The following is an 18516-nucleotide window of genomic DNA, read 5'->3' on the forward strand; positions in this document are numbered from 1 at the left end:
TTTCTTTTGCTGTTCATGCCGGTTTCTGACTCGGCCGCCGCCAAGCGGCGCAGCGTACGGGCCCTGGCCCCGCTGAACCTGTTCCTGGCCGACGTGCGCGACGGCGTGGGCCCGTACCTGGCCATTTACCTGCTTACGGTGCGGCACTGGGCCCCGGGCCCCATTGGGGTGGCTATGGCTTTGCCGGGGCTGGTGGCCGTGCTGCTCCAAACGCCCGCCGGTACCTTGGTAGATACCACCAAGCGCAAGCGGGAGCTGCTGGTGCTGGCCTCGGTGGTGGTGGCGCTGAGCTGCGTGGCTGCCGTTACGTTCACCATTCGGCCGGTTATCTACCTCACCCAGGCCCTTACCGGGGCGGCTACTACAGTGTACGCGCCGGTAGTGGCGGCCATTACGCTGGGGCTGGTAGGGCACCGCCGTTTCGCCCATCAAACCGGCCGCAACGAGGCCTTCAACCACGCCGGCAACGTGCTGGCCGCCGCCCTAGCCGGCCTCATCGGTTACTACTGGCGCTACGAGGGCATCTTTTACCTGGTGGCCCTGATGTGCGTGCTGGGTAGCTGGTCGGCCCTCCGCATTGCCCCCCGGGCCATCAACCACGACCTGGCCCGGGGCAGCGGCCCCGCCGACGAGCCCACCGAGGATGCCGATGCTCCCGCTGAGGCCACAGGCGCGGCTGCGGGCTTCCGGGAGGTGCTGGCCAACCCGCGGCTGCTGCGGTTTGCGGGGGCGGTGGTGCTGTTCCACTTTGCCAACGCGGCCATGCTGCCGCTGGTGGGCCAGCTGCTGGCCCTGGGCCATCCGAAGGCCTCGGCCCTGTTTATGTCGGCCTGCATTATTGTGGCCCAGCTGGTGATGATTCCGGTGGCGGCCTGGGTGAGCAAGCGGCCCACCGAGGCCGGCCGCAAGCCAATATTCCTGTTGGCCTTCGCCGCCCTGCCCATCCGGGGTGTGCTCTACATCCTCAGCGGCAACGCGTACTACCTGGTGGGCGTGCAAATCCTGGACGGGCTGGCCGGGGGCATTTTCGGGGTAATCAGCGTGATTATGATTGCCGACCTGACCCGGGGCTCCGGCCGTTTCAACTTCGTGCAGGGCGCCGTAACTACGGCTTTGGGCATTGGGGCGGCGCTGAGCACGGCCGTGGCCGGCTACGTGGTGCAGCAGTTCGGCTACCGGGCCGCCTTCCTGAGTCTGGCCGCCGTGGCCGCTGCCGCGCTGGTATTCTTCTGGCTCTTCGTCCCCGAAACCAACCCCGCCCTGGCCTCCGAGGAACCAGCTGCGGAGAAGCCTGCTGATGCTGCGGCTGCGGGGTAGGGCGGGTACTTACGTTAGAACGTCATTATGAGCGGCACCGAGGAATCTCGCGTGCTGACGTTGCCAAACTATCTGTCATGCTGAGCGAAGCCGAAGCATCTCTACTGCTTCGTTGAATAGCACTACAACGTCAGCACGCAAGATTCCTCGGTGCCGCTCGGAATGACGTTCTGAGGTTGACCGCTCTACAAGACTCAGCCCACCTGAAGAAAAATTAATTTCAGCTTCAGCCCGGCCTCAGGTGGTGCTGGCACCTTTGGGTCAGTAATCGGAACAAACCGGTTGCCGTAACCAACTGCTACCATGTCTCATTCCCTGCCCAAGCTTCCCCTTCTGGTCCTGTTGCTGGCCGCCGCGGCTGCCCCCGAAGCCCACGCCCAGCAAACCCGCGCCGCCCGCAAAGCTGCCCGCGCCGCTGGCGCCACCACGGCCGCCGTGCCCGCCCCGCCTGTAGCGGGTGCCCCGGCCGGCGCGCCCCAACTGCCCCCGCCACCTCCCGGCGGACCCGGCCACCCCGCTGGCCCTGTCCACAAGCCCGGCCGGCCGGCCCCCCGTGCCGTGCAGGAGCTGTCCGACTTCAGCGGCACCCTTACCCAGTACGTGGCTACTAATGATGAGCAAATTGTGGATGGCTTCGTGCTGAACACCGGCTCCGCCACCGATACCGTGCGCCTGCCCCGCCACGCGGCCCAGCAGCTCATGGCCGCCGCCAAAGCCGGCAGCCGGGTAACCGTAACGGGTTTCCGCCACCCCGGCCCCGATGGCCGCGCCGCCCTGCACCTGGTGTCCCTCACGGCTGGGGGCCAAACCATTAAGCCCACCCCGCCTACGCCGCCCGCCACCCCGCCCACCGAGGCTTCCTCCACCGTGAAAGGCACCGTGAGCAGCCTGCGCAAAGACCGGCAGGGCCGCGTGAACGGCCTCATCATGAGTGACCAGACCATTGTGCGCGTACCCCCGCACGCCGCCGAGCAGCTGAGCGCCAAGCTGCGTACCGGAGCCACCGTAGAAGCCACCGGCTACCTGCACACGCCCCGCCCCGGCGAAGTAGCCCTGCGCCCCGTGCGCAGCCTGCGGGCCGAAACCCTCACCCTCGACGGCGTGCGGTTCCTGCTCCAATAACTGACCTCGCCAGGCAGCCCACCCGGCCCATCTGCGCGTACTGTGCCGGTGGGCCCCTGTTGCTTCTACCCGCTCCCTCCCTCAACATTTCGTATGCGAATCCTCCTGATTGAAGACGAAGCCCGGCTGGCGGCCTTTGTGCAGCAGGGCCTGCGCCAGGCCGGCCACGTGGCTGATGTAGCCGACAACGGCGCGGCCGGTCTGGAGCTGGCCGCCACCACGCCCTACGACGTGATTCTGCTCGATTTGATGCTGCCCGGCCAGAACGGGTTTGAGGTGCTGGGCAACCTGCGCGAGTTCGGCCTCAGTACGCCGGTTATCATCCTGAGCGCCCTCAGCGACACGGCCCACGTCATTCGGGGGCTCGATGCGGGGGCGGTGGATTACCTGCGCAAGCCGTTTGAGTTTGATGAGCTGCTGGCCCGCCTGCGCATTGTGCAGCGCAAAGCCACCGGGGCCGGGGCCACCACCCTGCGCCTCGCCGACCTGGAGCTGGACCCCGTGCAGCGCCGCGTAACCCGGGGCGGGCAGCCGCTCACCCTCACCAACCGGGAGTTTGCCCTGCTGGAGCTACTGCTGCGCAACGCCGGCCGCGTGGTCACCAAAACCCGCATGGCCGAAAAGGTGTGGGACGTGGACTACGACATGGGCTCCAACGTCATCGAAGTGCACCTCTCGCAGCTGCGCCGCAAGCTCGACCGGGCGTTTCCCCACCTGCCCCCGCTGCTGGAAACGGTGGTGGGGCACGGCTACCGCCTCGTGGCCGACGGGGCCCGGGCATGAGGCTGCTGGCGGGCCTGCGGGGGCAGCTGCTGCTGCTGTTTGCCCTGGTGTTTGGGGGCGTTACGCTGCTGGCCAGCGGCTACCAGTACCGGCAGCTGGCCCACACCCTGCACCAAACCGACGACCAGCTCTTGCTGCGCCAGGCCCGGCAGCTTCTGGCCCGCACGTCCTTCGAGCCCCTGCCCACCGTGCCCCTGCCCGGCCTGGGCGAGCAGCTGCGCGTAGTGGCCCACGCCGCCGATCAGCCCGACCAGGAGCTGTTCCGCTCCCCGGCGTTTCCCGTGCCCCTGCCGCCGCAGTTGGTGCTGGGCCAGCCCGCTACCTGGCAGGGCCAGCGCGTGGTGCGCCTGCAATCTGCCCCCGACGACCAGGACCGGTACGTTACGCTCTGGCTGGCCCACTCCGGCGAGCCGCTTTCGGTGGCGGTGCAGCAGCTGCGGCAGCGGCTGGCCTGGGCGTTGCTGGGTAGCCTGGCCCTGGCCGCGGTGCTGGCGGCGCTGCTGGGCCACCGGGCCCTGCGCCCGTTGCGCCGCATGGCCCGCGCGGCCCGCCGCCTCCACGAGGCCCCGGGTCTGCAGCAGCTACCCGAACCCGCCACCGGCGACGAAGTGCAGGACCTGGCCCGCACCCTCAACCAGATGCTGCGCCGCCTCCACGAAAGTGCCCAATTGCAGGAGAACTTCCTCGCCGCCGCCGCCCACGAGCTGCGCACCCCGCTGGCTACCCTGCACGCCGGTCTGCACACCGTGCAGCACACCCCCGCGCTGCCCGCCGCCGCCCGGCAGCAGCTGGCCGCCCAGCAAAACGAAGTGCGCCGCCTTAGCCGCCTCGTCGATGATTTATTGCTCAGCAGCCGCCTGCGGGCCGGGGCCCTGCCGCTGCACCGCGCCCCGGTGCCCCTCGATGAGCTGGCCGTGGCTACCGTCGACCGGCTGCTGCCCCAGTTCCGCAGTGCCGGCCGCCCCCTGCACCTGGCCGTAGCCGACGACGTGCCGTCCTACACCGTATCGGCCGACGCCGATAAGCTCACCACCGTGCTGGGTAACCTGCTCGAAAACGCCCTGCGCCACGCCCTGCCCGGCGGCGAGGTGCGCGTATCGGTTGGCCGGGAAGCCGCCACCGGCTGGCTCTACGTGGAGGTGGCCAACCCCATCCGCCACTCCCTCGGCAACCTGAGCCGCCTCACCACCGCCTACTACCAGGCCGACGTGCTCAGCAACGGCGCGGGCCTGGGCCTCTGGCTCAGCAACCAGCTGGCCGAGCTGCACGGCGCCCCGTTGTTGCTGGAAGAATCCGAAGGCTGGTTCCGGGCCCGCCTCCGCCTGCCCCCGCTGGCTGAGTAGCCAGATAGAAGGCTGAAAAACAGAACGTCATGCAGAGGCGCAGCCGAAGCATCTCGCGTGCTGATATCAGGTTGCCATTGCAACGTCAGCACGCGAGATGCTTCGGCTACGCCTCTGCATGACAAGCAGATTGTGTAGCAACAATGCTTAGCCTATCCAATCCGGCATAAAGCAGCACGATGTAGAGACGCGATACTTCGCGTCTCCCCGTTGAACGGCCCCGGTCCTACAGCACACCGTGCATCGGGCCCCGACGAGGAGACGCGAAGTGTCGCGTCTCTACATGCGGCATAAACCCCCATAAAACCACAACGGCTTCCTCAACCGAGGAAGCCGTTGCTGTTGATACGCCGGTTGCGCCCTGCCTACTGCACCGCCCGCACGGGAATGTTGGCGAAGGTGCCCGATACGGTGATGTCGCACTTGCGCTTAGGGAAGGTCATGTACGCCACCGTGGGGTCACTGGCTCCCGTGAGGGTGGCGGTGTAGGTGCCGCTCAGCAGCTGCCGCTTCGCATCGTAGCTGCTGATAACGAGGCGGCCCGTTACGTGCTGCATGCTGCTGGGGTAGAGGATGCTGCCGCCGCCCAGGCTCTCGGGCTGACGGTACTGGTAAGTCGATGCCGCGTCGAGGGTTTGGTCGCGCAGGGTTTGCAGGGTGTAGGTGCCGGTGAGGGCAGCGGGCAGCTTCGGGCGGCTCAGCTCGAAGCTGATGCTTTCGGAGCTGGTAGCCGGGTTAACGCCCACCACCAGGCTCTGGGCGGTTTGGGTAACGTAGGCCTGCGACTGGGCGGCCTGAAACGTGGTATCCCGGTGCTGGCCGTTGTCCTGGTACACGATGGAGCGGCTGTACGTCATAGTGGGCTCCGGCGCGGGGGCGGGCAGTTCCTGGTCGTCTTTCGAGCAGCTTGCGGTGAAAGCCAGCGTCAGGCCCAGCAGTAGCGAGAGAGTAGCAATGTGTTTCATACGATAGGAGATAAGAGGGTGTAAAAACGCTATATAGAAAACTGTGCCAGGAATGGTCTTTGATTCTTGCCTGAACAAAAAACGCCGCCCGGATTTCTCCAGACGGCGCGGTATCGGTTTGCCGAGTTACGGCAGTGGAGGGATAACCTTTACTTCAAAGCTGGTCGCGGTTTACGTTTCACTAAACTCGCATTAGATGGATGATTGTTAGCATAAAAAAGCCCCAACCGTATCAGTTGGGGCTTTGAAATCCAATTCAGGACGCTAACGGCCAATTGGCGTTAGGTGGAAGTTTACCGATTCTACGTAAGTGAGCTAGGAACTCCTGCGTCGTCAGTGGACCACTGCTTCTGCTTTGTTCGTAGGCTTCTAACGTCTTACCGGTCATCGAGAGGCTCGTTGCCGGCTGTGAATTGGCGGAAGATGACGTCTCGGATGGTTTCATAGCTCGGCAAAATTACGTCTTCGACGACAAGTTGGTCATCCTCTAACGTAAAAGTAACCGAAATAAATTTCCGATGTTTCGTGTATCCGACAACCTCATAAGCACCGGCATCTTTAATATAAAGCCAACTGGTAGGAGGAAGTGAAAGAAGTTCTTCCATTTCCTCCTGCAAAATACTGAGGCTGTGACACCAGTTCCAGTTGACCTTACCGAAGTCGATACTATAAACGTCAAACATCTTACGAACCGCAGGCCTCGCAGGCGTCGGGGTTGTCCAGAGAGCAGGCCATGTCGGCGGCGTTCTGGGCCGATACGTTCAGTGGCTCCAGCGTTTCGGCGGCTTGCTTCTGCACCGTGAACTTGATGGCGTCGGCGGCGGCTTTGGTGCGCAGGTAGTACATGCCGGTTTTCAGGCCCTTCTTCCACGAGTGGAAGTGCATGCTGGTGAGCTTACCAAAGTTCACGTTCTGCACGTGCAGGTTCAGGCTCTGGCTCTGGCAGATGTAGGCGCCCCGGTCGGCCGACATATCAATAATGCGGCGCTGCGAGATTTCCCACACCGTTTTGTACAGGTCCTTAATGTTCTGCGGGATGCTGGGGATATCCTGCACCGAGCCGTTGGCGGCAATGATGGCGTTCTTCATCTGCTCGTTCCACAGGCCCAGCTTCACCAGGTCTTTCAGCAGGTGCTTGTTCACCACCATAAACTCGCCGCTCAGCACGCGGCGCACGTAGATGTTGGAGGTGTACGGCTCAAACGACTCGTTATTACCCAGAATCTGCGCGGTAGAAGCCGTGGGCATGGGGGCCACCAGCAGCGAGTTGCGCACGCCGTGCTCCACTACCTCGGCCCGCAGCGCCTCCCAGTCCCAGCGGCCCGACTCGGGCGTAACGCCCCACATATCGAACTGGAACTGACCCTGGCTCAGCGGCGAACCTTTGAACGTCTCATAGGGGCCCTGCTTCTTGGCCAGGTCCTTGGAGGCCGTCATGGCCGCGAAGTAGATGGTCTCGAAGATGTCCTTGTTCAGGCCGGCTGCCTCGTCGCTTTCAAACGGCATGCGCAGGGCAATGAACGTATCGGCCAGGCCCTGCACGCCCAGCCCGATGGGGCGGTGGCGGAAGTTCGACTTCTCGGCCTCGGGCACCGGGTAGAAGTTGATGTCGATAACCTTGTTCAGGTTCAGCGTGGCGTGATAGGTTACCTCATACAGCTTCTTGTGGTCGAAGATGAGGTTGCCCTTCTCGTCGGGGCGCACGTAGCGAGGCAGCGCCAGCGAGGCCAGGTTGCACACGGCTACCTCGTCCTTGTCGGTGTACTCCATAATCTCGGTGCACAGGTTCGACGACTTGATGGTACCGAGGTTTTTCTGGTTGCTCTTGCTGTTGGCCGCGTCCTTGAACAGCATGTAGGGCGTGCCCGTTTCGGTCTGGCTTTCCAGAATGGCAAACCACAGGTCCTGGGCCTTGATGGTTTTCCGGCCGCGGCCTTCCCGCTCGTACTTCTGGTACAGGCGCTCAAACTCCTCGCCGTAGCACTCGTCCAGGCCGGGGCACTCGTTGGGGCACATCAGCGTCCAGTCGCCGTTGGCTTCCACCCGCTTCATGAACAGGTCGGGCGTCCAGAGGGCGTAGAACAGGTCGCGGGCGCGCATTTCCTCCTTGCCGTGGTTCTTTTTCAGGTCCAGGAAGTCGAAGATGTCGGCGTGCCAGGGCTCCAGGTACATGGCAAAAGCGCCTTTGCGCTTGCCGCCACCCTGGTCCACGTAGCGGGCCGTATCGTTGAACACCTTCAGCATGGGCACCAGGCCATTGGAAGTGCCGTTGGTGCCTTTGATGTATGAGCCCGTGGCGCGCACGTTGTGCACGGCCAGGCCAATACCACCGGCTGATTGCGAAATCAGGGCGCAGTTCTTCAGCGTGTCATAGATGCCCTCAATCGAGTCGTCCTTCATGGTGAGCAGGAAGCACGACGACATCTGGGGCTTGGGCGTGCCGGCGTTGAACAGCGTGGGCGTGGCGTGCGTGAACCACCGCTCACTCAGCAGGTTGTACGTCTCAATGGCCGACTCAATGTCTTCCTTGTGAATACCCACGGCCACGCGCATCAGCATGTGCTGGGGGCGCTCCACCACGCGGCCGTCCAGGCGCAGCAGGTAGCTGCGCTCCATGGTTTTGAAGCCGAAGTAGTCGTAGTTGTAGTCCCGGTCATAGATAATGGCCGAGTCGAGGGTAGCGGCGTTGGCGTGCACGATTTCCCACACGTCCTGGGCAATCAGGGAGGCGTTTTCGCCGGTTTTGGGGTCCTCGTAGGTGTGCAGCCGCTTCATGGTGCTGCTGAACGACTTGCTGGTGACCTTGTGCAGGTTGCTCACGGCAATGCGGGCGGCCAGGATAGCGTAGTCGGGGTGTTTGGTGGTGAGCGAGGCGGCCGTTTCGGCGGCCAGGTTGTCCAGCTCAATGGTGGTTACGCCGTCATAAATGCCGTCGATAACCTTCTTGGCCACCTCAATCGGCGACACGAAAAGCGTGTTGAGTCCGTAGCAGAGCTTCTCGATGCGGGCCGTGACTTTATCGAATTTCACGGACTCGCGGCGGCCGTCGCGTTTAATGACCAGCATAGGCGTAGCAGGTTGATGTGGGGAGTTGAAGGTATGGGAACGGCCGGCGGGGCCGGCCAACGAATCGAAGCAGAAAAAAGGTGCGACCCGGCCTTTAAGGAGGGTCAACGGTTCCGAATATATCCGCTCCGGGAACTCAGGACAAACCTATTCCGTGGAAGTTTTCCACATAAGCCTAAAATAGTGCTAATCAGGCGGTTTTTCGTAATTCATCCCCTGCTATATAGCCCGCTAAAACGGTTAGAAATTAGGTTGCTGATTTCCGATAGAAGTGGTATTGTCGGTGAAGAACGCGCCGGGGCGTAACCAAAAACCGCCCCCGGCCCGGAAGCCAGTGGCGGTGTATCTACTGGAGGAATCAGCAGAATTAGCTTTAGGAATAGACGGTTCAGTTTACCAACCACCGAATACTCTCATCCGCTAAGAAAGGATGAGCCACTATCAGCTTTGCAACTCCCTGCTTCAGACACTCCGTTAGGGTGTGAATAGTCCGGTCAGGTCAGCTGGCTTAGGGCTTCCTAGTAGAGCTGCTGTACCAACAGACTGTTGTCTCACTATACTAGCTGTATAGTCCCAGAGAGTGATGGTGTATTTTCCGGGCTGGAATTTCGCACAGACCTATGGGACAAGTACTCCACGGCAGCGCCCGCACAACGCAGGCGATACGGCGCGCTATCCAACACAGCCAGGAAAGCCTACAAAGCCTAGCCACGCGCTACAGCATCAACCCTAAAACGGTGGCCAAGTGGCCCGCTGCGGCATACGGGCCGTGATTCCTCCCCGATGCAAACGCAGCCACCCGCAGGCTTACGACGCGGCCCGCTACGCCCAGCGCCACCCCATCGAGCGGCTCTTCAGCCGCCTCAAGCAGTTCCGACGGGTAGCCACCCGCTACGACAAATTGGATACACACTTCTTGGCCTTTATTCTCCTGGCCGTAGCCGTCCTTTAGTTGCGTGACCGTTAACAATTCCTAGTTAGGAATCCGCCCTGTAGCTTCAAAAATCAGCTAGGAGCCTATATGCTGACGAATGGCTGCACTGGCTTTGTGGGTCAGTGCGTTGAATACTTCCATGCAGTAGCGGGGAGGCTGATTATATTACTTAGCCGGTACGCGGTACTCCAACCCGAAGCGTTTGGCGTAGCTGGCCAGCGGCTCCATACCAATGGCGGCCCGGCGCTCATCCACGTGGGCTTCGTCGGCAATGGGGTGAAACACCATTTTGCCGGTTTTCTGGTCGGTAGTGAGCTGGCTGCCGTATAGCTGCGGCTTGCCCTGCCACATCAGCAGCCGGTCCTGCATCAGCGCGTAAGCCGATTGGGCCAGGTCGCCCCGGTCGGTGGCCTGTTTGGCCATGGGCAGGTACTTTTCCAGCGTGGGCAGGTCGGAGTGCTGAATTACCAGGAGTACCGTCTGGGTGCCCATGCTGCCCACCTCCGCCTTGGTAGGCCAGCCGTGAGTATCCAGCAGCTGCTTGATGGTTTTGAGGTTGCGCTGGTCGTTGGCTTCTATCTCCTTCCACAGCGCCGTCATCTGTTCTGATTTCTCCCCGTATTGCTTGGCTATGGCATCGTACTTCACGCGGCCGCCCTGGTCCAGGGCATAGATGGAATCCAGCTGCTGCTTCAGGGGCTTGTTATAGCTGGCCTCCCGCTTCGCCACGGCGGCTTGTAGCCGGGTAAGCATGGGCTGCCAGCGCTTGTCGGTGTGGAGAGTCGTCAGGTCGGTGTCCTGTTGTACGTGGGCCACGTTTTCCCAGCCCGCCGTAGTGGCTTTGTCCAGGTACAGGAAGGCTTTGGTGGCGTCGCCGGCCAGGGCCCAGGTACAGGCGGCGTTGTAGAAGTCGGTGCTGGTGGGCTGGGCCTTCGCCTGTTTGAAAGCTTGGTCGTACAGCGCCCCGGAACTCCGGTAGTTTTTGGCTGCGTAGGCATCGGCTGCCTGCTGGTTGAGCTTGCGGAATTCACTTTGGGCAAACGCCACGCGGCAACTCAGCAGCAGAACGGTCATCAGTACAGAAATCTTCTTCATACAAATGGGAAAGATTGTAGGATAATTGTCTGGGTTTGAAAATAATGCTTGGTCGCCATCAACGGCTATACTCGCCCCGCTACCCGTTCGGGCAAAACGTAAAAACAGGAGGCTACCCATATGATGAGCGGCCCCGACTATTCGTTGCACGGTGCCCGTGGCTAATGCCGGCGCAGCAGCCACAACGCCCCGGCCGCGGCCAGCACCGCCCCGGCTACCAGCGCCCCCACTGTAATGGATGGCCCAAACGCTTTGCAGGAGCAGGAAGTGAAAACCGACCTCCCATTGAAGCGGAGCCGACGGCGGCAAAAAGCGCAGGGCGTAATGTTGGGGTCGGTCTGGCCCGGCAAAGGCCATTGGTCGGAAAAGGCTGGCATAGACGATACGCGTGAATAGTGCTGCCCCTGGATACCGTGCCTTTACCGAAGGTAACCCCACAAAAAAGCCCCAGCTCCGGGGAGGAGCTGGGGCTGGTAACCTGCTGACGGCGGCTCGATTAAAAGTCTTCGTCCAGAGAGAAGGCATTGGCCGTGCGGTCGGAGAGTACTCCGGCTTTCTGGTATTCGCCCACCCGCTTCTCGAAGAAGTTGGTTTTGCCCTGCAGCGAAATCATTTCCATGAAATCGAAGGGGTTGGAGGTGTGGTAGATTTTGCTGTAGCCCAGTTCGGCCAGCAGGCGGTCGGCCACAAACTCAATGTACTGGCTCATGCTCTGAGCGTTCATGCCGATGAGGTTTACCGGCAGCGCATCCGTCACAAACTCCTGCTCGATCTGCACCGCGTCGCGGATGATTTCGTGCACCCGGCTCTCGGGCAGCTTGTTCTGCAAATGGTCGCGGTAGAGCAGGCAGGCGAAGTCACAGTGCAGCCCTTCGTCGCGGGAAATCAGTTCGTTGGAGAAAGTCAGGCCCGGCATCAGGCCGCGCTTCTTCAGCCAGAAAATAGAGCAGAACGACCCTGAAAAGAAGATGCCTTCCACGGCGGCAAAGGCAATCAGGCGCTCAGTGAAGTTTTCGGAGTTAATCCACTTCAGCGCCCACTCGCCCTTTTTCTTCACGCAGGGCACCGTTTCCAGGGCGTTGAACAGGCGGTCCTTTTCCTTGGGGTCTTTGATGTAGGTGTCAATCAGCAGGGAGTAGGTTTCCGAGTGGATATTTTCCATCATCACCTGGAAGCCGTAGAAGCAGCGGGCCTCAGCCATCTGCACCTCCTGCATGAAGTTCACAGCCAGGTTTTCGTTCACGATGCCATCAGAGGCAGCGAAGAAAGCCAGCACGTGGCTGATGAAGTGCCGCTCCCCGTCATTCAGCGAATCCCAGTCCTTCTGGTCCTGGCTCAGATCAATTTCCTCCGCCGTCCAGAATGAGGCTTCGGCTTTCTTGTACATCTGCCATACATCGTTGTGCTGAATCGGGAAAAGAACAAAGCGGTTGGGGTTCTCAGTGAGCAGAGGTTCCATGAGGACAGGGCTATATAGGAGGTAAATGGCTGGGAGCCGAAGGGTAAGAAGGCTGGGTTCAACCCCAAGGCAAGCCAGATTGTTCAGCGGCCTTGGCACAAGGGCCGGCTGCCAAAGATAAACCGCCTGACCCGGAACAAGCCGCGGGAATACGCATTTTTTGTGCAGTATTTTTTGTGTATGCCACTAAGTAGCTGACGGTTGTCTGTTAAGATGAAAATAGATAAAAAGCAACCCTGAAAATGTTAACAACTTTAGTTATCCACATTTTTTCTGTGGACAATTGGGGTTATCCACAGAAATTGTTATTCGCCTGCCCGGTGGCGCGTTCCGCTAAAGGTGGTTTAGGAGGATGAAATTGGTGGGGGCAATGAGGTTTAGTGAGTTAGGGTTTGGATTTGTAAAATCATCCTTCTACTTTTGCCTTCCATTTTTCAGAAACCGCGAAGACGCCGATGTACGCAATTGTCAACATAGCCGGGAAGCAGACTAAGGTCGAAGCCAATAAATTTGTATACGCCCACCGTTTGGCTGGCAACGTCGGCGACACTGTGGAGCTGGGCAAAGCCCTGCTGACCGATGATAACGGAACCCTCACCATTGGCTCGCCCGAGCTGGACGTTACCGTAAGCGGTACCATCCTCGCACACGTAAAAGGCGACAAAGTGTTGGTGTTCAAGAAGAAGCGCCGCAAGGGCTACAAGAAGCTGAACGGCCACCGTCAGCAGTTCACCAAAGTTCTAATCAACAGCATCGGCTAAGGCCAGTTATGAGTTTAGAATTATGAATGATGAATTGCGGTGCAAAGCCCAGTTCGCCTCATAATTCAATATTCATACTTCATAATTCTCCAATACCATGGCACACAAGAAAGGCGTAGGTAGCTCCAATAACGGCCGCGAATCAGAAGCTAAGCGTCTGGGCGTGAAAATCTTCGGCGGGCAGTCCATCATTGCCGGCAACATCATCGTGCGTCAGCGCGGTACCAAGCACCACCCCGGCCAGAACGTGGGTATCGGTAAGGACCACACCCTGTTCGCAATGATCGACGGCACGGTGCAGTTCCGCAAGGGCCGCAAAGACCGTTCGTTTGTATCGGTAGTACCGGCCGCTGTAGAGACTGCTGAGTAGTAGCACCGCATAACTTCCGGTGATTAACCGGAATTTTGAGCAGAAGGGACAGTCCGTGAGGGCTGTCCCTTTTTGCGTTGCGGCAGTCCCGGCTAGGGCCGCCGGTACACGAAAACGGTGTCTTCGCCCAACGAAAACTGTTCGTGCAGGCCCGCCAGCCCCGGGTGCGGAGCCGGTACACCGCCCCCAAGCCGGTGCGGCGCCCGAATCACGCGGGCCTCATCCCAGAGTCCATCCTTCAGCAGCGAGGTGAGCACCGTGGGGCCACCTTCCACCAGCACCGATTGCACGTTGCGCTGGGCCAGGTGGCGCAGAATCTGCGGAAACAGATCTTCGGCCTCCGAAAGCATCACGTACTCAACGCCGGGGCGGGCCGCCCGCTCACGATAGGTGTATACTACCGTAGGCTGGGAGCCATCGAAGAGGTGGTGCGTGGGCGGCAGGCTCAGGTTTTTATCGATGACCAGCCGGAGCGGATCGGGACCGGGCCACTCGCGCACGTTCAGCCGGGGGTTGTCGTGCAGTGCGGTGCGGGTACCCACCAGAATGGCCTGCTCCTCGCTGCGCCACTGATGCACGGCCACGCGGGATAGTTCCCCGCTGATGGGCACGGGCTGAAAATACGGCCCGGCCAAGTAGCCATCCGCTGTTTCAGCCCACTTCAGCACCACATAGGGCCGTTGTTGCTCCTGCAAGGTGAAAAACCGGCGGTTCAGCCACCGCCCCTCAGCTTCCAGTACGCCGGTTTCTACCCGGATGCCGGCGTCGCGCAGCTTTTGAATGCCCCGGCCGGCCACCAGCGGATTAGGGTCGAGGTTGCAGATAACGACTTCGGCCACCTGTTTTTCGATGAGCAGGTCGGCGCAGGGCGGGGTTTTGCCGAAGTGGGAGCAGGGCTCCAGGGTCACGTACACCCGGCTGCGGGGCAGCAGGTGCGGTTCCGCTACGGCCGCCACGGCGTTGACTTCGGCGTGCCCCCCCCCGTAGTGCCGGTGCCAGCCTTCTCCAATGATACGGCCTTCGTGGGTGATAACGCAGCCTACCAGAGGGTTGGGGCGGGTGAAGCCAGTGCCCAGTCGGGCCAGGTCGAGGGCGCGGCGCATCATCAGCTGGTCAAAATCGGAAGCAGGCATACGGAGGGTGGGATGAAGCAGTAGGGTAGAAGGGGGGTGAAGATACGCGCCGGCAGCCAACCCCAGAAGGCCCGGCTGCCGGCGCGTACCTTTGCGGCATGCTCACGCTCCGCCACCTCACCGCCAACCTTGCCGCCGCCCTCCAGCCCCTTTATGACCCGCGCGAAGCTGAGGCCATAGCCGGGCAGGTGCTGGAGCACCTGCTCGGGCTCACTCCACTGCAACGGCGCATGCAGGCCCAGGAATTGGTAGACGAAACCCGCCTGCCGGAACTGGCCGCTATTCGGGCCCGGCTGCTGCGCCACGAGCCTTTGCAGTACGTGCTGGGCGTGGCGCATTTTGCCGGGCTGGAGCTGGAAGTGACGCCCGCCACCCTCATTCCCCGCCCCGAAACTGAGGAGCTGGTGGAGCTGATTGCGCGGGAGCAGCAGGGGCGAACGGGTCTGCAGGTGCTGGACATAGGTACAGGCTCGGGCTGTATTCCGCTGGCGCTGGCCAGCCGCCTGCCCGGGGCCCGCCTGACGGCGGTGGACGTATCTGGAGAGGCACTGGCTGTGGCCCGGCGCAACGCGGCACGCTACCAGGCGGCCGTTGCTTTTCAGCAGGTGGATATTCTGACCCAGGTGCCGCAGCTGCCGGCCCCGCTGGATGTGCTGGTGAGCAATCCTCCCTACGTGCTGGAAAATGAGCGGCCTCTCATGCGCCCCAATGTGCTGAAGTTCGAGCCCGCCACGGCCCTGTTCGTGCCCGACCACGACCCGTTGCGGTTCTATCGCCGCATTGCCGGGTTGGGCCGTGACCTGTTGGCTGAAAACGGGGTGCTATACTTTGAAATCAACGAGCAGTTTGCGTCTGAAACCGTGGCGCTGCTGCAGGAACTGGGGTACTGGGGTGCAGCCATCCACGCCGATATTTTCGGGAAAAATCGAATGGTGCGGGCCACTTGGCCGGGGGCGCAGCCGGCCGCGTAACGGAAAGATAATGCTGACAGCGGCTCGGTGCGCCGGACTCCTGGGCAAGGATTTCTTAACAGACTACCAAAACCCTTACCTTTGCGGGCTGAAAACCTGTCCATCAACTTCTCCGGCATGCCCGACGCCCCTGGCTACTATGCGCACCCCACCGCCGTCCTCGACGCGGGCTGCCGCATTGGGGACGGGTGCCGCATCTGGCACTTTTGCCACGTGAGCAGCGGTGCGGTGCTGGGCGAGGACTGCAGCCTAGGCCAGAATGTGTTTGTGGCCGACGGCGTCACGCTGGGCCGGAATGTGAAAGTGCAGAACAACGTGAGTCTCTATGCCGGTGTGCACTGCGCCGACGACGTGTTTCTGGGCCCCTCCGTGGTGTTTACCAACGTGCTGAATCCGCGGGCGGCCGTGCCCCGACGCGGCGACGGGCATTACCAGCCCACTTGGCTGGCACGGGGCGTGAGCATCGGGGCCAATAGTACCATTGTGTGCGGTACCACGTTGGGCGAGTACGCCTTTGTGGGGGCTGGCTCAGTGGTAACGCGCGACGTACCGGCTTACGCGCTGGTGTACGGTAACCCGGCCCGACAGTACGGCTGGATGAGCACCCACGGCCACCGGCTGCAGTTCAATGAGCAGGGCCACGCCACTTGTCCGGAAGGCCGCGACCGTTACCAGCTAACCAATGGCCGGATTTCTCGTATGAGCCCCGGCTAAACTGCGCAAACCGCCCTTTCATAGCTTTTCATTTAGTCATTCCATCACTCAGTCACTCCTATCGTGTACGAGCAACTTCTCCAGAAACAGGCCAAGCTGGCCGTCATCGGCCTCGGGTACGTGGGCCTGCCCATTGCCCTCGAATTCGCGCGCAAAATCAAGGTTATCGGGTTCGACATCAACGCCAAGCGCGTGGATATGATGCGCAACCACATCGACCCCAGCGGCGAACTAGAAGCCCGGGACTTTGAGGGCTGCGACATTGAGTTCACGGATTCATTGGAGGTGTTGCGGGAGGCTACGTTCTTCATCGTGGCCGTACCTACGCCCATCGACGAGCACGCTCAGCCCGACCTGAAGCCCCTGCTGGGGGCTTCCTCCTCAGTAGGAAAGGTGCTGAAAAAGGGCGACTATGTGGTGTTTGAAAGCACGGTATATCCCGGCTGCACCGAGGAGGACTGCATTCCGGTGATGGAAAAGCTGTCGGGCCTGAGCTTCGCCAATGGCGACTTCAAGGTAGGCTACTCGCCCGAGCGCATCAACCCCGGCGACAAGGAGCACACGCTCAGCAGCATTGTGAAGGTAGTGTCCGGCTGCGACGCGGAGTCGTTGGAGGTAATTGCCAAAACCTACGAGCTGGTAGTGCAGGCCGGTGTGCACCGCGCCAGCAGCATTAAAGTAGCGGAGGCTGCCAAAATCATCGAAAACACCCAGCGCGACGTGAACATTGCGCTGATGAACGAGCTGTCGATGATTTTTGACCGCATGCACATCAACACCTATGAGGTGCTGGAGGCAGCCGGTACCAAGTGGAACTTTCTGAAGTTCTCGCCCGGCCTAGTGGGCGGCCACTGCATCGGCGTGGACCCCTACTACCTCACCTATAAGGCCAAGGAGCTGGGCTACGACGCCAAGGTGATTCTGAGCGGCCGCACCACCAACGACAACATGGGAGCCTACATCGCCCGCAAAACCGTGCAGACGATGATTAAGCAGGGCAAGGACGTGGCCAAAAGCCGCGTACTGGTGATGGGAGCCACCTTCAAGGAGAATGTGGAAGACATCCGCAACTCCAAGGTGGCCGACGTGATTCAGGAGCTGAAAAACTACTCGGTAAACGTGGACATCATTGACCCGCATGCCGATTCAGAGGAACTGTACCATGAGTACGGCTTCCGCTTGACGCCCGAAAGCGAAACGCGCACGGATTATGACGCAGTAATTGTGGCCGTAAGCCATACGCCGTACACGGAGCTGGATGAAGCGTATTTCAAGTCCATCACTAACCAGCCGGCCGTTATTGTCGACATTAAAGGGCTGTTCCGCAACAAAATTCAGGAGTTGACCTACTGGAGCCTGTAGCGGTGAGTTGAGAAAGGAGAAAATGGGGCGTTAACCCCCATTCTCTCCTTTCTCATCACGTTATTCACTCATTCCTTGCATTAACGTATGGAACGCACGAAAATACTGGTTACGGGTGGAGCCGGCTACATTGGCTCGCACGCGGTAGTGGAGCTGTACGAAGCGGGTTTTCAGCCGGTCATCGTGGACAACTTTAATAACTCCCGTGAGTCGGCCGTGCAGGGTATTGAGGCTATTCTGGGTGTGAAAACGCCCCTGCACCGCATCGACTGCAACGACGCCGAAGCACTACGGGCCGTATTTGCCGAAGAAGGCAGTATTCAGGGCGTAATTCACTTTGCCGCCTACAAAGCCGTGGGCGAGTCGCTGCAGAAGCCGCTGGAATACTACCAGAACAACGTAGGCTCGCTGCTGACGCTGCTGGAGGTGATGCGCGAGTTTGGGGTGGAGGCCCTGGTGTTTTCGTCGTCGTGTACCGTGTACGGCATTCCGGACGCCCTGCCCGTAACCGAGCAGACGCCCACCAAAAAGGCCAACTCGCCCTACGGGGCCACCAAGCAGATGTGCGAAGATATCCTGCGCGACGTGGCCGCCGCCCCCGGTAACACGCTGCGTACCATTCTGCTGCGCTACTTTAACCCGATTGGAGCCCACGCCTCGGCCAAAATCGGGGAGCTGCCCCTGGGCGTGCCCCAGAACCTGATTCCGTACGTGACCCAGACGGCCGCTGGTATCCGCGAGCAGCTGACCGTGCACGGCGACACCTACGATACGCCCGACGGCACCAACATCCGCGACTACGTGCACGTGGTGGACCTGGCCAAGGCCCACGTGGTGGCCGTACAGCGCCTGCTGGATAAGCAGGGCGAGCCGGTGGAAACCTTTAACGTGGGCACCGGCCGCGGTAACTCAGTCTTGGAGGTGGTGCACGCCTTCGAGCGGGCTACCGGCCAGAAGCTGAACTACCGCATTGGCCCGCCCCGCGCCGGCGACGTGCCGGCTATTTTCGCTGACGTAACCAAATCAGTGGAGGTGTTGGGGTTCCAGACATCCTCCACGCTGGAAGAGTCGTTGGTCAGTGCCTGGAAATGGCAGCAGATGCTGGGTAAGTAAATGAGAAA

Annotated in this window: 18 protein-coding genes and 1 pseudogene; 12 read left to right on the forward strand and 7 right to left on the reverse strand. The window is 61.0% G+C overall.

Annotation, left to right across the window (positions count from 1 at the left end):
- Window positions 1-15 precede the first annotated feature (15 nt).
- From ACN19L_RS12955 to ACN19L_RS12970, 4 genes are all read left to right on the forward strand, one after another.
- A complete protein-coding gene (locus tag ACN19L_RS12955; protein ID WP_426489918.1) occupies window positions 16-1317 on the forward strand; it encodes an MFS transporter in 1302 nt (433 codons plus the stop codon).
- 303 nt (window positions 1318-1620) lie between these two features.
- On the forward strand, window positions 1621-2439 hold the full coding sequence (locus ACN19L_RS12960; RefSeq protein WP_426489919.1) for a hypothetical protein: 819 nt from the start codon (window positions 1621-1623) through the stop codon (window positions 2437-2439).
- Between the two features lie 93 nt (window positions 2440-2532).
- A complete protein-coding gene (locus ACN19L_RS12965; RefSeq protein WP_426489920.1) occupies window positions 2533-3222 on the forward strand; it encodes a response regulator in 690 nt (229 codons plus the stop codon).
- Entirely contained in the window at window positions 3219-4565 is a 1347-nt protein-coding gene (locus tag ACN19L_RS12970; protein ID WP_426489921.1) for a sensor histidine kinase, read from the forward strand. The genes ACN19L_RS12965 and ACN19L_RS12970 overlap by 4 nt, the downstream gene beginning before the upstream one ends.
- A gap of 365 nt (window positions 4566-4930) precedes the next feature.
- On the opposite strand, the gene ACN19L_RS12975 is transcribed toward ACN19L_RS12970, so the two are convergent.
- From ACN19L_RS12975 to ACN19L_RS12985, 3 genes are all read right to left on the reverse strand, one after another.
- Window positions 4931-5530, reverse strand: coding sequence for a hypothetical protein (locus ACN19L_RS12975; protein WP_426489922.1), 600 nt, complete (start codon window positions 5528-5530; stop codon window positions 4931-4933).
- Window positions 5531-5907: 377 nt separating this feature from the next.
- Window positions 5908-6213 carry a hypothetical protein gene (locus ACN19L_RS12980; protein WP_426489923.1) on the reverse strand — a complete coding sequence of 102 codons (306 nt, stop codon included), beginning with the start codon at window positions 6211-6213 and terminating at the stop codon, window positions 5908-5910.
- 1 nt (window position 6214) lies between these two features.
- Window positions 6215-8596 (reverse strand): ribonucleoside-diphosphate reductase subunit alpha, encoded by a 2382-nt coding sequence (locus ACN19L_RS12985; protein ID WP_426489924.1) that lies wholly within the window; start codon window positions 8594-8596, stop codon window positions 6215-6217.
- A gap of 620 nt (window positions 8597-9216) precedes the next feature.
- Between ACN19L_RS12985 and ACN19L_RS12990 the strand changes: the two are divergent.
- Window positions 9217-9345 (forward strand): annotated as a pseudogene (locus ACN19L_RS12990) (IS481 family transposase); the annotation flags it as partial.
- Between the two features lie 20 nt (window positions 9346-9365).
- The gene (locus tag ACN19L_RS12995) at window positions 9366-9548 is read left to right on the forward strand and encodes a transposase (protein ID WP_426489925.1); all 183 of its coding nucleotides are present in this window, start codon (window positions 9366-9368) and stop codon (window positions 9546-9548) included.
- A 147-nt stretch (window positions 9549-9695) separates the two neighbouring features.
- On the opposite strand, the gene ACN19L_RS13000 is transcribed toward ACN19L_RS12995, so the two are convergent.
- The 3 genes from ACN19L_RS13000 to ACN19L_RS13010 all read right to left on the reverse strand — a co-directional run bounded on the left by ACN19L_RS13000 (window position 9696) and on the right by ACN19L_RS13010 (window position 12084).
- The gene (locus tag ACN19L_RS13000) at window positions 9696-10625 is read right to left on the reverse strand and encodes a DUF6624 domain-containing protein (protein ID WP_426489926.1); all 930 of its coding nucleotides are present in this window, start codon (window positions 10623-10625) and stop codon (window positions 9696-9698) included.
- A 161-nt stretch (window positions 10626-10786) separates the two neighbouring features.
- Window positions 10787-11002, reverse strand: coding sequence for a hypothetical protein (locus ACN19L_RS13005; RefSeq protein ID WP_426489927.1), 216 nt, complete (start codon window positions 11000-11002; stop codon window positions 10787-10789).
- Window positions 11003-11121: 119 nt separating this feature from the next.
- Window positions 11122-12084 carry a ribonucleoside-diphosphate reductase small subunit gene (locus ACN19L_RS13010; RefSeq protein WP_426489928.1) on the reverse strand — a complete coding sequence of 321 codons (963 nt, stop codon included), beginning with the start codon at window positions 12082-12084 and terminating at the stop codon, window positions 11122-11124.
- A 455-nt stretch (window positions 12085-12539) separates the two neighbouring features.
- On the opposite strand from ACN19L_RS13010, the gene rplU reads away from it, so the two are divergent.
- Window positions 12540-12845 carry a 50S ribosomal protein L21 gene (gene rplU, locus ACN19L_RS13015; RefSeq protein WP_044000590.1) on the forward strand — a complete coding sequence of 102 codons (306 nt, stop codon included), beginning with the start codon at window positions 12540-12542 and terminating at the stop codon, window positions 12843-12845.
- Window positions 12846-12942: 97 nt separating this feature from the next.
- The gene (gene rpmA, locus ACN19L_RS13020; RefSeq protein WP_426489929.1) at window positions 12943-13215 is read left to right on the forward strand and encodes a 50S ribosomal protein L27; all 273 of its coding nucleotides are present in this window, start codon (window positions 12943-12945) and stop codon (window positions 13213-13215) included.
- Window positions 13216-13307: 92 nt separating this feature from the next.
- Here the strand turns inward: rpmA and ribD are convergent, their stop codons facing one another.
- Window positions 13308-14348: a bifunctional diaminohydroxyphosphoribosylaminopyrimidine deaminase/5-amino-6-(5-phosphoribosylamino)uracil reductase RibD gene (ribD, locus tag ACN19L_RS13025; RefSeq protein WP_426489930.1), complete on the reverse strand. Its 1041-nt coding sequence runs from the start codon at window positions 14346-14348 to the stop codon at window positions 13308-13310.
- A 98-nt stretch (window positions 14349-14446) separates the two neighbouring features.
- Between ribD and prmC the strand changes: the two genes are divergently transcribed.
- From prmC to galE, 4 genes are all read left to right on the forward strand, one after another.
- Window positions 14447-15319: a peptide chain release factor N(5)-glutamine methyltransferase gene (gene prmC / locus ACN19L_RS13030; protein ID WP_426489931.1), complete on the forward strand. Its 873-nt coding sequence runs from the start codon at window positions 14447-14449 to the stop codon at window positions 15317-15319.
- A gap of 117 nt (window positions 15320-15436) precedes the next feature.
- Window positions 15437-16033, forward strand: a complete 597-nt coding sequence (locus tag ACN19L_RS13035; protein ID WP_426489932.1) for an acyltransferase — start codon at window positions 15437-15439, stop codon at window positions 16031-16033.
- A 63-nt stretch (window positions 16034-16096) separates the two neighbouring features.
- Window positions 16097-17395, forward strand: coding sequence for a nucleotide sugar dehydrogenase (locus ACN19L_RS13040; RefSeq protein ID WP_426489933.1), 1299 nt, complete (start codon window positions 16097-16099; stop codon window positions 17393-17395).
- A gap of 87 nt (window positions 17396-17482) precedes the next feature.
- Window positions 17483-18508 (forward strand): UDP-glucose 4-epimerase GalE, encoded by a 1026-nt coding sequence (gene galE / locus ACN19L_RS13045; RefSeq protein WP_426489934.1) that lies wholly within the window; start codon window positions 17483-17485, stop codon window positions 18506-18508.
- Window positions 18509-18516: the final 8 nt, after the last annotated feature.

Origin of the sequence: Hymenobacter sp. 102 (assembly GCF_049949205.1) — a bacterium.
Lineage (GTDB): Bacteria > Bacteroidota > Bacteroidia > Cytophagales > Hymenobacteraceae > Hymenobacter.